General features: G+C 69.1%; 13 protein-coding genes and 1 pseudogene. 7 read left to right on the forward strand and 7 right to left on the reverse strand.

The genetic code is table 11. The features are described 5' to 3' along the window. Nucleotides 1-130: 130 nt before the first annotated feature. Together ACKTSN_RS37275 and ACKTSN_RS37280 are read right to left on the reverse strand one after the other, a co-directional pair. Nucleotides 131-541, reverse strand: a pseudogene (locus ACKTSN_RS37275) (alpha/beta hydrolase); the annotation flags it as partial. Between the two features lie 302 nt (nucleotides 542-843). Then, on the reverse strand, nucleotides 844-1,314 hold the full coding sequence (locus ACKTSN_RS37280) for a DUF1348 family protein (protein WP_409473122.1): 471 nt from the start codon (nucleotides 1,312-1,314) through the stop codon (nucleotides 844-846). A gap of 123 nt (nucleotides 1,315-1,437) precedes the next feature. On the opposite strand from ACKTSN_RS37280, the gene ACKTSN_RS37285 reads away from it, so the two are divergent. Together ACKTSN_RS37285 and ACKTSN_RS37290 are read left to right on the forward strand one after the other, a co-directional pair. Then, nucleotides 1,438-2,022 (forward strand): TetR/AcrR family transcriptional regulator, encoded by a 585-nt coding sequence (locus tag ACKTSN_RS37285; protein ID WP_409473123.1) that lies wholly within the window; start codon nucleotides 1,438-1,440, stop codon nucleotides 2,020-2,022. A 211-nt stretch (nucleotides 2,023-2,233) separates the two neighbouring features. Beyond that, on the forward strand, nucleotides 2,234-2,713 hold the full coding sequence (locus ACKTSN_RS37290) for an alpha/beta fold hydrolase (RefSeq protein ID WP_409473124.1): 480 nt from the start codon (nucleotides 2,234-2,236) through the stop codon (nucleotides 2,711-2,713). Nucleotides 2,714-3,242: 529 nt separating this feature from the next. On the opposite strand, the gene cynR is transcribed toward ACKTSN_RS37290, so the two are convergent. Next, a complete protein-coding gene (gene cynR, locus ACKTSN_RS37295) occupies nucleotides 3,243-4,151 on the reverse strand; it encodes a transcriptional regulator CynR (protein WP_409473125.1) in 909 nt (302 codons plus the stop codon). Nucleotides 4,152-4,277: 126 nt separating this feature from the next. On the opposite strand from cynR, the gene ACKTSN_RS37300 reads away from it, so the two are divergent. The 3 genes from ACKTSN_RS37300 to ACKTSN_RS37310 all read left to right on the forward strand — a co-directional run bounded on the left by ACKTSN_RS37300 (nucleotide 4,278) and on the right by ACKTSN_RS37310 (nucleotide 6,054). Beyond that, on the forward strand, nucleotides 4,278-4,871 hold the full coding sequence (locus ACKTSN_RS37300) for a carbonic anhydrase (protein ID WP_409473126.1): 594 nt from the start codon (nucleotides 4,278-4,280) through the stop codon (nucleotides 4,869-4,871). A 110-nt stretch (nucleotides 4,872-4,981) separates the two neighbouring features. After that, complete coding sequence (gene cynS, locus ACKTSN_RS37305) at nucleotides 4,982-5,452, forward strand: cyanase (RefSeq protein ID WP_409473127.1); 471 nt, start codon at nucleotides 4,982-4,984, stop codon at nucleotides 5,450-5,452. 146 nt (nucleotides 5,453-5,598) lie between these two features. Next, nucleotides 5,599-6,054, forward strand: coding sequence for an ATP-binding protein (locus ACKTSN_RS37310; RefSeq protein ID WP_409473128.1), 456 nt, complete (start codon nucleotides 5,599-5,601; stop codon nucleotides 6,052-6,054). 270 nt (nucleotides 6,055-6,324) lie between these two features. On the opposite strand, the gene ACKTSN_RS37315 is transcribed toward ACKTSN_RS37310, so the two are convergent. From ACKTSN_RS37315 to ACKTSN_RS37330, 4 genes are all read right to left on the reverse strand, one after another. After that, nucleotides 6,325-7,209, reverse strand: a complete 885-nt coding sequence (locus ACKTSN_RS37315; protein ID WP_409467272.1) for an IS3 family transposase — start codon at nucleotides 7,207-7,209, stop codon at nucleotides 6,325-6,327. A 29-nt stretch (nucleotides 7,210-7,238) separates the two neighbouring features. Then, complete coding sequence (locus ACKTSN_RS37320; RefSeq protein ID WP_409467273.1) at nucleotides 7,239-7,544, reverse strand: transposase; 306 nt, start codon at nucleotides 7,542-7,544, stop codon at nucleotides 7,239-7,241. A 178-nt stretch (nucleotides 7,545-7,722) separates the two neighbouring features. After that, on the reverse strand, nucleotides 7,723-8,568 hold the full coding sequence (locus ACKTSN_RS37325) for a siderophore-interacting protein (RefSeq protein WP_409473129.1): 846 nt from the start codon (nucleotides 8,566-8,568) through the stop codon (nucleotides 7,723-7,725). A gap of 114 nt (nucleotides 8,569-8,682) precedes the next feature. Beyond that, the gene (locus tag ACKTSN_RS37330; protein ID WP_409475009.1) at nucleotides 8,683-9,612 is read right to left on the reverse strand and encodes a 5'-3' exonuclease; all 930 of its coding nucleotides are present in this window, start codon (nucleotides 9,610-9,612) and stop codon (nucleotides 8,683-8,685) included. Between the two features lie 197 nt (nucleotides 9,613-9,809). Between ACKTSN_RS37330 and ACKTSN_RS37335 the strand changes: the two genes are divergently transcribed. Both ACKTSN_RS37335 and ACKTSN_RS37340 read left to right on the forward strand, forming a co-directional pair. Then, nucleotides 9,810-10,898: a quaternary amine ABC transporter ATP-binding protein gene (locus ACKTSN_RS37335; RefSeq protein ID WP_409473130.1), complete on the forward strand. Its 1,089-nt coding sequence runs from the start codon at nucleotides 9,810-9,812 to the stop codon at nucleotides 10,896-10,898. Next, nucleotides 10,891-13,506 (forward strand): ABC transporter permease/substrate binding protein, encoded by a 2,616-nt coding sequence (locus tag ACKTSN_RS37340; RefSeq protein WP_409473131.1) that lies wholly within the window; start codon nucleotides 10,891-10,893, stop codon nucleotides 13,504-13,506. Before ACKTSN_RS37335 ends, ACKTSN_RS37340 begins: the two co-directional genes overlap by 8 nt. The last annotated feature ends 20 nt before the right edge of the window (nucleotides 13,507-13,526 follow it).

Raw genomic sequence — 13,526 nt, forward strand, 5'->3', positions numbered from 1 at the left:
CCCGGGAGAAGGTTCGACCGTCAGCGCACGGTCTGGTGCCTGGCAGTGCACGGGCCGGTCACCGCCCGGCCGCCTTCACCACAGCCGTCCCCGCCCGGAGCGCGGCCACGGGGCCGGCCACCTCGTCCCGTTTCGCCTCGGGCGACAGGTCGTACTCGGGGAAGACGACCGCGGCGTTCGCGCCGACGGCGAGTTCGCGCACCAGACGCTCGTGGGTGTGGGCGTTGCCGAAGACGAAGCCCGCGCCGTGGATGTAGATGATCACCGGGAGGGTGCCGGTCGCGCCGGCGGGCTTGACGATACGCGCCCGGACGCTCCCTGTCGGACCGCCGGAAACGGTGATCCACTCCTCGTCGATCGCCGGCTTGTCGATTTCGCCGGACTGCACCTCGTCAACCGCCTTGCGCCGACCTCCGCCGGAGGCAGGTCAGAGGTAGGGCGGGTTGGCGGTCGCCTCCGCGAACGCTGCGGCGGGGGGCTCCAGAACGGGCTGCGTGAGGGATGCGGAGGTGGCTGACTCCTGAGGGGATTTGTGTGTCAACCGGTTGCGCCGGGCCGGGGCGATGACGGTCCCGGCCCGGCGTGTTCACGCCTGGCTGCCTGCGGGAGCACGCCACGGCTTCGGCTTCCTGGCGCAGAGTGTGATGGCGTGGTGGGCGCGCGCGTTTGATGAGCTGGACGGCCCGGTTGGGTGTCCGGATGGTGGCCGGCGGTGGCTCGCGGTCGGAGCGGGGCGCCGGCCACTGCAGTGCGGTTGTCCGCTCGTGCTGGGTGTGAGGGCGCCGGGCACGGGGCCTGGATGCTCGGACGCGGTCGCGCTCCTGGCCGGCCGCCGGGTGCGGTTTACAGCCCGAGGTCGGAGAGACTGGGGTGGTCGTCGGGTCGGCGGCCCAGCGGCCAGTGGTACTTGCGCTCCTCCTCGGCGATGGGCAGGTCGTTGATGCTCGCGTGGCGCACGCGCATGAGGCCGTTGTCGTCGAACTCCCAGTTCTCGTTGCCGTAGGCGCGGAACCACTGGCCGGCGTCGTCGCGGTACTCGTAGGCGAACCGCACCGCGATGCGGTTCCCGTCGAACGCCCACAGCTCCTTGATGAGGCGGTAGTCCAGTTCCCGGTTCCACTTGCGGGTCAGGAACTTCACGATCTCTTCGCGGCCGGTGACGAACTCCGCGCGGTTGCGCCAGCGCGAGTCGGGCGTGTAGGCGAGGGCGACCTTCTCGGCGTCGCGGGTGTTCCAGCCGTCTTCGGCCTGGCGGACCTTGCTGATCGCCGTTTCCCGGGTGAACGGCGGGAACGGGGGACGCTGCTCGGACATGACGCACTCCTTCGTCTGGGAAGCATTACGGCTGCGAGAACGATCGTTCTCGCGATGTCTCCTACACTACGCGATGTCTCCTACACTAGGGGAACGATGGTTCTCACGCAAGGGGAAGGAAACGTGGACACCGATCTGGCACGCGAGCGCATCCTGGACGCCGCCGAAGACCTCTTCTATGCCCGAGGCATCCAAGCCGTGGGCATGGACGTGATCCGCGATGCCTCGGGCGTCACACTGCGGCGCCTCTATCAGCTGTTCCCTTCCAAGGGCGACCTCGTCGAGACGTACTTGGCCCGCAGGGACACGCGCTGGCTCCAAAGCCTTGCCGCCCATGTCGACACGGCCGCGGAAACTCCGCAGGAGCGGCTGCTTGCCGTCTTCGACTGGCTGGAGGACTGGTTCACCCAGCCCGACTTCCACGGGTGCGCCTTCATCAACTCCTTCGGCGAGCTGGGCGGCACATCACCCCAGGTCGGCGCCTTGGCCCGGCACCACAAGGACGCCTTCCACGCCTACCTGCGGGAGCTGGCGGCAGCTGCGGGAGCGGCGGCAGACACCGGCACCCAGATCGCCCTGCTGGCCGAGGGGGCCATGACCACCGCCGCTATCTCAGGCACACCCGCCGCGGCCCGCCAAGCCAAGCAGGCAGCGCAGCTCCTGCTGACGCTCGACACACGCCGCGTCAGCTCTGGCTTCCCCTCGTAGCGGGGAGTCGTGGGCGCCGTCTCGGTGCAGGAGGGTGACGGTGCGGGGCGGCCGGCGCGACCAGACCTGTTCCCAGTGCAGTGCATGATCCCACCGCCGGCACACCAGCGCGTGCGCCAGACCTAAGACCTCACCCGGCGCGCCTCCGCCCGGGGCGCCCGGCGGGCCGCCCGCACAACGCCATGACCGGGCAGGAAGGGCAGATCCCCACATGGCCGCAGCGCCTGCGCTGGAGCCGGAGGCCGCCATGCTGGTGAAACAGGTAGCCGCCAGCGCGTCCGCCGCGGAACTCCTGCTCGCGAACACGGCGGACGCCGACACTCTCCGGGGAGTCGTCGCCGGCATGAGCCACGGCGCCGACCAGTGCGTTTACGCCGACCCAGTGTTCGACCGGAACTACCGGCGGGCACTCGCGGACGGCTTTGCGCAGGGTGGCGCCGGGCATGCGCGCGAGACGGTACTCGCCCTGAGCCGCTGGCCGTTCGTCCCTTCATCGATCCCGGTCCCGATCGACCTCTGGTACGGAGACCAGGACACCAACCCCATGCATTCGCCGGACCTCGGGGAGTTCCTCGCCCAGCGCATGCCCACGGCACGCCGCTTCCTCGTACCGAACGCAGGCAGCGCACTGTTGTGGACGCACACGGAGACCGTCCTGCGTTCGCTGCTGAACCGCACCGCCCCGCAGTAGGCATCTGGCGTCGGAACCGATTTCGGCGGTAGGCCGAACCCGCCGGTCACGCCGTAGGCGAGGAGGGTGCTTCGGCTGCCGGGGCACGGTCTTCTCGTGGTCGAGTGCCCGTACACCGTGGAGCGAGGTGCACCCGACATGTCGGCGAGCTGCTGGGCCGTCTTCTCCCTCTCGCCGTAAAGGCGTTGGACCAGTACGGCCTGGACCGGGGGGAACCTGGGCCGGCCCCCCGACCCGGCCGCGGGCGCGAGCGGCTGGGTCATCGTGGGGTCGGCCACGATCAGGCCGCGTCCGAGTCCGAGGCGGACCAAGAGCACGCCGAACATCGCGCGGCGCTCGCCGAAGCCGAGCAGACCGTGCCCGACGCCCCCGGCCGACGACTGCCCCGTGATCGAACGGCGCGAGCGCCTCATCGCCCAGTGCGCCGAACTTGACGCCGGCCACCTCGAAGAGGCGCCGCCCGTGACCCTCGCCGACGCCGGCTCACAGGCGGCGTTCTGGCTCGGCGCCGGGCTGGGCGATGGTGCGTTCAGGAGGCCGGTGTGTATCCGCGGGTGCGGACGAGGTCGTGGGTGAGGTGGGTGAAGGCGCGGGTGGCGGCGCTCTGGTAGGCGTCAGTGCGGTGCAGGAGGGTGACAGTGCGGGTGGGGAAGGCGGGATCGAGCGGGATGGGGGTGAGGCGGGGGTGGTCGTGGGTGATGGCGTCGGGGAGGACGGTCGCCAGTGGGGTGCGTTGGACGACTTCGGTGAGAGCCTGGATGGAGTTGGCCTCGACGGTGATGCGCGGGCTGACGCGGTGCTGTCGGAGATAGGCGTCGATGTGGCTGCGAGTGGCGAAGTCGCCGCTGAGCAGGGCTAGTTGTCGCTCGGCGAGCTCTGGTGCCGGTAGCGGGCGGGGTCGGTCGGCGGTGGGGTGATGGGTGCTGGTGACGAGGGTGAGTGTCTCGGTGAACAGGGCGGTGGCGGTGATACCGGGCAGGTGGGGGCCGTGGAAGGCGATTCCGAGGTCGAACTCGTCGGCCAGTAGGCCGGTTTCGATGCGGTCCTGGCTGGTCTCCCGCAGGGTCAGGGTAATGCCGGGGTGGCGGGTGTGGAGTTCGGCGGTGAGCGGGCCGACCAGGTAGGCCGTGAAGGTGGGGGTGACCGCCAGCCGTAGATGTCCGCGGGAGAGGTCTTGCACGTCGTGGACGGCACGCTCGGCGGCGGCCAGGTCTCGCAGCGCGCTGCGGGCGTGGTGGGCGTACACCTCGCCGGCGTCGGTGAGGCGCACGGTGCGGCCGGTACGGTCCAGCAACTGCACGCCCAGGGCCCGTTCGAGCTGCTTGATCTGCTGGGACAGGGTGGGCTGGGAAAGGTGCAGCTCCTCGGCGGCACGGGTGAAGTTGCCGTGATCGGCCACGGCGAGCAGATAGCGCAGATGACGCAGTTCCAAGGCCATACCCACAACTATAGATGTCACCAATAGCAGTCATGGCAAGCGGCTCTTGGACACTATAGATCGAGGTCATGCACAGTGGATTTCACCGGCCCCACGGGCCCGGGCCACCAAGGAAGGGAGTGACCCATGCATGACCTCGCCAAGGGCATCGCGCGTTTCCAGCAGGACGTCTTCCCGGCCAAGAAGGAGCTCTTCGCCCACCTGGCCGCCCACCACACCCCGCACACGCTGTTCATCGGCTGCTCCGACGCCCGCGTCGTCCCCGAGCTGATCACCGGGTGCGAGCCCGGCGAGCTGTTCGTCATCCGCACCGCCGGCAACCTCGTCCCCGCCTACGCCCCCGGCGCCGACGGGGTCGCGGCGAGCATCGAGTACGCCGTCGCCCAGCTCGGTGTGACGGACATCGTCGTCTGCGGGCACTCCGCGTGCGGCGCGATGACCGCCCTCGCTCACGGCCACGACCTGAGCAACGCCCCGGCGGTCGCCGACTGGCTGCGGCTCGCCGACGCCTCGGTGGCCCGTACCGCCACCGCGGGGGACGTGCCGGCCCTGGTGCGGCAGAACGTGCTGGCCCAGCTGGCGAGCCTGGCCACCCACCCTTCGGTCGCCCGCGCCCTGGCCCAGCAGAAGGTCACTCTGCACGGCTGGGTCTTCGACATCGCCACCGGCCACGTCGAGGAACTCAACGCCACCGGCTCCACCGCCCCACTCGCTGCCTGAAAACCGGCTTCCCGGACCGGCCCTGTCAGCGCCATCCGGGACCACTCTTCTGAACCCGCGCGCTTTGCGAACGATGCGCGAAGCGGCACTCACCGAAAAGGAATCCACCCATGGTGCACGCTCAGCTCGACCCCGCCGCCCGCCAGGCCCTGGCCGCTCAGGCCGTGGAGGCCAAGACCCGCAAGGACCTCTCCTGGCAGCGGATCGCCGACGCCGCCGGCCTGTCGGTCGCCTTCACCACCGCGGCCGTCCTCGGCCAGCATCCCCTGCCGGAGGACTCCGCGAAGGCGGTCGCCGAGCTGCTGGGCCTGGACGATGATGCGGCGCTGCTGCTGCAGACCGTCCCCACCCGCGGCTCGATCCCCGGCGGCATCCCCACCGACCCGACCGTCTACCGCTTCTACGAGATGCTCCAGGTCTACGGCACCACCCTGAAGGCCCTGATCCACGAGCAGTTCGGCGACGGGATCATCTCCGCGATCAACTTCAAGCTCGACGTGAAGAAGGTCGCCGACCCCGAGGGCGGCGAGCGCGCCGTCATCACCCTGGACGGCAAGTACCTGCCGACCAAGCCCTTTTGATCCGCGCCGGGTGGGGCGGGCCGCAGCCGACCCGTCCCACCCTCGCTTCCTGGCACTGTCGCTGGCGATGCGTCATGAGCGACCGTATTCACCAGGACTTGCCAGTCCGTCCCCCGGGCACCGTGAATGCAGCGAGGAGTGACCCCGTGCTTGGTCCCACCAGTACCGCCTTGCAGATCAGCCAGGAATGCTGCATCGGCCAGCCCATGAGGCATGCCGCGCTCGACCTCCGTGGCCTCGAAGCGCCCCAGAGCGCTGCTCGCGGCATAGTCCGCCGGACGCTCACGGAGGCCCCCGAGGACTACAAAGACGACGTGGTGCTAGTAGCCGACGAGCTGGTGGGCAACGCGGTTGAGCACGCCGGAGAGGCCGTCGCTGTCTCCCTCGATCTTTACCCGTGGGGGACGGTGGTCCAGGTCCGCGACAGCGGTGGGGACACGGCAGCGGTGCCGCAGAGTCCGACACGGGCCGGCGATGAGGATGTGAACGGGAGAGGCCTCTTTCTGGTGAACGAATTGGCGAGTGCCTGGCGTGTGCAGCCCGACGAGGCGGGGAAACGAGTCGTCGCGATCTTCCTCTACCGAGCAGGTGGCACGCACTGATGCTGCCGAGCGATCTCCCCCGCCGTTCCGTGGCCCGGGGCTTGGTCCTGAGTCCCCTGGGTGTCGGCACAGGCACCTCCCGGTGGTCCGCGGGCGCCAGCCGACCGGACGACGCGCAACTGCTCGAAGGCCTGCGTTGCGCGGTGGAGTCCGGAGTGGAACTCGTCGACACGGCGGACAGCCACCTATACGGTCACGCCGAGAGTCATTGTCAAGAGTTGTGGATCAGCTGGGGTGTGAAGTTCCCCCCTGGACCTGGACAGCGGATGGTTACGCTGCGGGGGTGAGGTCGTGGGCCGTCAGGGTTCTAGTCTCGAGCGGCGTGACGTAGCCGTACACGGGGTGCTTGCGCAGCCGGGTGCGGTTGTACTCGACCTCTATGAAGCGGAAGACGTCAGCGCGGGCCGCTTCGTGGGACTCCCAGACGGTGGTTCCGATCTCCGCTTTCAGCAGTCCGAAAAAGCTTTCGGCCGCGGCGTTATCGTAACACGAGCCCGTTCTTCCCATACTCTGCCTCAGGTTCAACTCCCGTATCAGCATGCGGTATTCGCGCGACGTGTACTCCGAGCCCCGGTCCGAGTGTGCGATGCAGCCCGGCTTGAGGGCGCCACGGCCGGCGGCCATCTTCAGGGCGTCGACGACCAGCTCGGCGCGGTGGTGGTCGGCCATCGCGTACCCGACCACCTCGCGAGTAGCCAGGTCGATGACCGTCGCCAGATACCACCAGCCGGCCAACGTCGGCAGATAGGTGATGTCGGAGACCAGCTTCGTGCCCGGCTCGACAGCGGTGAAGTCGCGTCCGACCAGGTCCGGGGAGGGTGCCGCCTTACGGTCTGCCTTGGTGAGGCTGCGCCGCTTGCGGCGGGTGATCCCGCGGATGTCGTGCTCGCGCATCAGCCGCTCGACCCTCTTCCGGTTGATCCGGCGTCCCCGGCGGCGCAGGGCCGCGGTGATCCTCGGGGAGCCGTAGGCGCGGCGGGACTCCTCGTGGATCTGCCGGATCTCGGCCACCAGTTCGTCCTCCTCGCGCGCTGTGGCGGCAGCGGCCGGACGGGCGGCGAGGTAGGCGTAGTAGCCGGAGCGTGAGATCTTCAGAGCCCGGCACAGCAACGAGACGCTGTAGCCGTCCGGACGGTCGGGGCCGGCCTTCTCCACGTCGACGAACGCGTAGCGCGCGGCTACGTCTACTTCGTCTTGTGGTTCGCGAAGAAGGCGGTCGCTTTTCCCAGCACCTCGATGGTCTGTTCCATCTCGCGGACCTTGCGGCGCAGTCGCACCAGTTCCTCGCGCTCCGCCGTGGTCAACGCTCCCGCCGGCCCCTGCCCACGGTCGGTCTTGTCCTGGTTGACCCAGTTCCGCAGTCCCTCGGCGCTGACGCCGATGTCCCGGGCGACCTCGGTGACCGTCTTGCCCGACGAGTACACCAGGGCCACCGCGTCGCGCTTGAACTCGGCCGTGTACCGCTTGCTCGTATTGCTCTTCTTGCTCACTACCTGGAACTGCTTCCTCCGGGACCGTCCGTCCCAGTATCAGGCTGTCCGGGCAGCGGGGGGAACTTCAACACCGCTCGGTGGCTTCGGGGAGACACGGTGACGGCTCGGTGAGCCGGGACACCACGCACCACAACTGCTCCGCTGTCAACCCCCGAAGGACTTCGGGAGCCGACCACTAAGCGGCGGCCACGCCGCTCTCCTGCTCCGCCTCGATGCGGGCGTTCCAGTCCCGCTTCGCGGCCTGCCAGCCGTCCTCGTTGTGGCCGAGCCGCCAGTAGCCGGAGATCGACAGGTCCTCGCGCGGGATCTGGTACTCGACCCGCAGCAGTCGGCGCAGCTCCTTCACGCAGCCCGCCTCGCCGTGCACGAACGCGTGCACCCGGCCCGCCGGGAACTCCAGTGCCCGTACGGCCTCGACGAGCGCCTCGCCGACGGGACGGTCGCCGCGGTACAGCCAGACGACCTCCACGTCGGAGTCGAACTTCTGCCGCTCCTCGGGGCCGGAGACCTCCACGAAGGCCCGGACCTCGGCGTCGTCCGGGAGCGATTCCAGGGCGGCCCCGATCGCGGGCAGCGCGCTCTCGTCACCGGCGAGCAGATGCCAGTCGGCGCCCGCGTCGGGGGCGTAGGCGCCGCCGGGGCCCATGAAGTGGATGGTCTCGCCGGGCTGGACACGCATCGCCCAGGGGCCGGCCAGTCCCTCGTCGCCGTGGAGCACGAAGTCCAGTGTCAGCTCGCGCAGTTCGGGGTCCCAGGCGCGCACGGTGTACGTCCGCGTGACCGGCCAGTGCTCGCGCGGGAATTCCTCGCGGATCCGCTGCATGTCGAAGGGCTCGGGGTAGGTGACGCCGTCGGCGGGGAACAGGAGCTTCACATAGTGGTCGGTGCACGTGCCCGCCGCGAACTCGGCGAGACCCGGGCCGCCCAAGACCACACGCTGCATGTGCGGAGTGAGCCGTTCGGTGCGGACGACCTGCGCGGAATGAGCCCTCCGCGGCTGCCGGGCCGGACGTTCTGCCATGACGGTCTCCCCGTTCCCCAAAAACTTAGGTTTGCCTAACTTACCATCTTCCCCCAGTAAACACCTCTCTCCCGGCGAGTTTATGAGTCCGGGTTGTCTTGATTGCCGGAATGATCACGATCTGAGGGTCGTCAGTAGCCGCTGCAACGACCCGCCCAGTCCCCACCGCGCGGCCAACCCGTCCAGCGCCGCCGGGTCGCGGGGAGTGCGCGGCAGTGTCGTGTCGACATCCGGCAGCGGTACGTCCGTCGCGACCCGGACCACCGTCGGTGCCACCGCGAGATACGGCCGCGCCTCGCTCAGCCGCGTGCGCTGTGTCGGCGTGAGCCGGGCCGTGCGGTCGTCGACGGCGGCCAGGATCCCCGCCAGATCGCCGAACTCGGCCAGCAGCTTCGCGGCCGTCTTCTCTCCGATGCCCGGTACGCCCGGCAGGCCGTCGCTCGGGTCGCCGCGCAGCAGGGCCAGATCCGCGTACCCGCTGCCGTCGACGCCGTACTTCTCGCGCAGCCACGCCTCGTCCGTGAGCTGCAGCGTGCCCACGCCCTTCAGCGGGTACAGCACCCGCACCCCGCGCGCGTCGTCCACCAGCTGGTACAGGTCCCGGTCGCCGGTGACGATGTCCACCGGGCCGGCCGCCCGTGTGGTGAACGTGCCGATGACGTCGTCCGCCTCGTACCCCTCGACGCCCACGCGTGCGATGCCGAGCGCGTCGAGGACGGCCTCGATGACCGGCACCTGCGGCGACAGTGTGTCCGGCACCTCCTCCTCGTCGGGTCCCGCCTCGTGCTCCTCGGCGACGCGGTGCGCCTTGTACGAGGGGATCAGGTCGACCCGCCACTTCGGCCGCCAGTCGGCGTCCATGCAGGCGACCAGGTGGTCCGGCTGGTGGTCCCGGACGAGGCGGTCGATGAATTCCAGCAGTCCGCGCACGGCGTTCACCGGTGTGCCGTCCGGGGCCTTCACCGAGTCCGGGACGCCGAAGTAGGCGCGGAAGTAGAGCGAGGCGGTGTCGAGGAGCATCAGTCGTCCGGTCACGCCTCGCATCATGCCGTACGGCTCCGACAGTCATCCGGAGGCGACCGGGGGTGAACCACCAGCCGAACGCCCTGTGAACTGGGCCACTAGTGCGTTTGTGCAGGCGGGGCGGGGGCAGGCGCCGCCTCGGAGCGGTGCCGGTTGCACTTTCAAACAGTTTGTCCGCTCATCGCCCCTTTTCCCTGCCGTCGAGACAAGAGGTACGCGTGTCAGCCAGGCTAGAGGCCGAGCATCTGTACAAGGTGTTCGGCAGACGACCGGATGAGGCAGTCGACAGGCTCCGAAAAGGGGCAGACCGGGAGGAGTTGCGCGCCGACGGCATCACCGCCGCCGTGATCGACGCCTCCTTCACCGTGGAACCAGGCCAGATCTTCGTCGTCATGGGCCTGTCCGGATCCGGCAAGTCCACGCTGCTGCGCATGCTCAACGGGCTGCTGGAGCCGACCGCCGGCTCGGTCCGTTTCGACGGCCAGGACCTCACCGCGCTCAGCGACCGCGACCTGCGCGAGGTCCGGGCGAAGAAGATCAGCATGGTCTTCCAGCACTTCGCGCTCTTCCCGCACCGCAGCGTCCTGGACAACGCCGCCTACGGCCTATGCGTGCAGGGCGTGCCCCGCGCCGAGCGCGAACAGCGCGCCGGCGAGGCGCTCGCCCTGTGCGGTCTGGCCGGCTGGGAGAAGTCCTGGCCTGACGAGCTCTCCGGCGGTATGCAGCAGCGCGTCGGCCTGGCCCGTGCCCTCGCCACCGACGCCGACCTGCTGCTGATGGACGAGTCCTTCAGCGCCCTCGACCCGCTGATCCGCCGCGACATGCAGGACCAGCTGCTCGAACTCCAGCGGAGCCTGAAGAAGACGATCGTCTTCATCACCCACGACCTCAACGAGGCCATGCGTCTGGGTGACCGCATCGCCGTCATGCGTGACGGACGGATCGTGCAGACCGGCAGCGCCGAGGACATCCTGCTGCGCCCCGCGAACGACTACGTCGCCTCCTTCACCCAGGACGTCGACCGCTCCCGCGTGCTGACCGCGGGCGCCGTCATGGACACCGAGGTGCGCGGCGACGAGGCCGACTGCGGCTGCGAGACCGCGACGCCCGACACCCCGTTCGGTGAGCTGTGCGCGATCAGCGCCCGTGTCCCGCACCCCGTCGCGGTGCTCGACAAACGCCGGGAACTGGTCGGGGTCGTCCCGCGGCAGCGGCTTGTCGGCTTCCTCGGAGAAGAGGCAGGCGCACCGCAGCCGTGCGACTCCCCGCGCGACAAGGGCGGAGAGAAGGTGATCGCCAATGCCTAGGATCGAGTTCGGCTCTTGGGTCAATGACACGGTCGAATGGCTCACCACCCACATGGGATGGCTCTTCGACTTCTTCGAGCAGGTCTTCCGCGGCGCCTACGAGGGCGTCGACTCCGTGCTTCAGGCGCCGGAACCGCTGCTCCTCGCGGGTATCTTCGCCGTGATCGCCTTCTGGCTGCGCGGCGCGCTCGCCGGTGTCCTCACGTTCGCGGGATTCGCCTTCGTCATCTCCCTGGAACTGTGGGAGAACGCGATGATGACGCTGTCGCTCGTCGTCGTCGCCACCGTCATCGCGCTCGTCATCTCGGTCCCGGTGGGCATCTGGGCGGCGCGCTCGAACCGCGTCAGCTCGGTCGTACGGCCCGCGCTGGACCTGATGCAGACGCTGCCGGCGATGGTCTACCTCATCCCGGCGATCCTCTTCTTCGGCAGCGGCGCCGCCGCGGGCATCGTCGCCACCCTGATCTTCGCGCTCGCTCCGGGCGTGCGCATGACCGAGCTGGGCATCCGCCAGGTCGACAAGGAACTGGTCGAGGCGGCCGAGGCGTTCGGCACCACCCCGCGCGACACCCTGCTGCGCGTTCAGCTCCCGCTGGCGCTGCCCACGGTCATGGCCGGCGTGAACCAGGTCATCATGCTCGGCCTGTCGATGGCCGCGATCGCCGGCATGGTCGGCGCCGACGGCCTGGGCGGCGACGTGAACGAGGCGATCGGCCAGCTCAACGTCGGCCTGGGCGCCGAGGCGGGCATCGCCATCGTGATCCTCGCGATCTACCTCGACCGTATGACCAGCGCGCTGGGCACCGAGGTCTCGCCGCTCGGCCGGCGGGCCGCCGCCCGGCTGCGCGCCGCCCAGGGCCTGAAGATCTGGTCGTACCGGCCCCGCCCGGCCGTCGCCGTCGTCGGCGTCGTCGTCCTCGCCCTCGTGGCGGGCGGCATGGGCGTCTTCGGCAGCAGCGACAAGACCGCCCCGGTCGCCGCCGACACGAACGTCGGCCAGGGCAAGAAGATCAGCATCGGCTACATCCCCTGGGACGAGGGCGTCGCCTCCACCTATCTCTGGAAGGAGATCCTGGAGCAGCGCGGCTACGAGGTGGAGACCAAGCAGTTCGAGGCCGGACCGCTCTACACCTCGCTCTCCCAGGGCGACGTCGACTTCCAGACCGACGCCTGGCTGCCGATCACCCACGAGCAGTACTGGAAGAAGTACGGCGCACAGCTCGAGGACCTGGGCTCCTGGTACGGCCCCACCTCCCTGGAGCTGAGCGTGCCCGCCTACATGAAGGGCGTCGACTCCCTGGAGGACCTCAAGGGACAGGCGTCGAAGTTCGGCGGCAAGATCACCGGTATCGAGTCCAGCGCCGGCATGATGAGCCTGCTCAAGAGCAAGGTCCTCAAGGAGTACGGCCTCGACAAGGAGTACAAGGTCGTCGACAGCTCCACGCCCGCGATGCTGGCCGAGCTCAAGCGCGCGTACGCCAAGCAGGAGCCGATCGTCGTCACGCTCTGGTCGCCGCACTGGGCGTACAACGACTACAAGCTGAAGAAGCTCAAGGACCCGAAGGGCGCCTGGGGCGAGGGTGACGGTGTGCACACCGTCGCGCGCAAGGGCTTCGCCCAGGAGAACCCGGTCGTCGGCGAGTGGCTGAAGAACTTCAAGCTGAGCGAGGAACAGCTCACCAGCCTGGAGTCGGAGATCAACAGGGCCGGCAAGGGCAAGCAGCAGGACGCCGTGCGGGCCTGGCTCAAGGACAACCAGGGTGTCGTCGACAAGCTGGCCCCGGTCCAGAACGCGGCCGGCGCGGCCCCCGCCGAGACCAAGCGCCCCGTGGACGTGGCCTGGTTTCCCTGGGACGAGGACATCGCCGTCACCTACCTGTGGAAGAACGTCCTGGAACGGCGCGGCTACAAGCTGAACCTCAAGCAGATGGACGTCGGCCCGGTCTACACCGGCCTGGCCTCCGGCGACCTGGACCTCAACTTCGACGCCTGGCTGCCGTACGCCCAGAAGAACTACTGGGACAAACACAAGGACAAACTCAACGACCTCGGCACCTGGTACGAGCCGACCTCACTGGAGCTCGCCGTCCCCTCCTACGTGAAGGGCGTCGACTCCCTGGAGGACCTCAAGGGCAAGGCCGACCTGTTCGACGGCCGGATCGTCGGCATCGAGCCGGGCACCGGTGAGATGAACCTGCTGAAGACCAAGGTCCTGCCCGGGTACGGCCTGGACAAGGAGTACGAGGTCGTCGACGGCTCCACCCCGGCGATGCTGGCCGAGCTCAAGCGGGCGTACGCCGAGCAGGAGCCGATCGCCGTCGTGCTGTGGTCACCCCACTGGGCGTACAGCGAGTACGAGCTGACCAAGCTGAAGGACCCCGAGAAGTACTTCGGCGAGGGCAACACGATCCGCACGATCTCCAGCGAGAAGTTCCCGGAGCAGTACCCGCAGCTCACGAAGTGGATCAAGAACTTCAAGATGAGCGAGGACGAGCTGGGCACCCTGGAGGCGGAGATCAAGGACCGCGGCCAGGGCCACGAGGAGGAGGCCGTCGCCGCCTGGCTCGAGGAGCACCCCGACATGGTGAGCCGGATGACACCGCAGTGACCGTCGTCCCCCGACGCGTG

It is taken from the genome of Streptomyces flavusporus, assembly GCF_046267975.1.
Taxonomy (GTDB): Bacteria; Actinomycetota; Actinomycetes; order Streptomycetales; family Streptomycetaceae; genus Streptomyces; species Streptomyces flavusporus.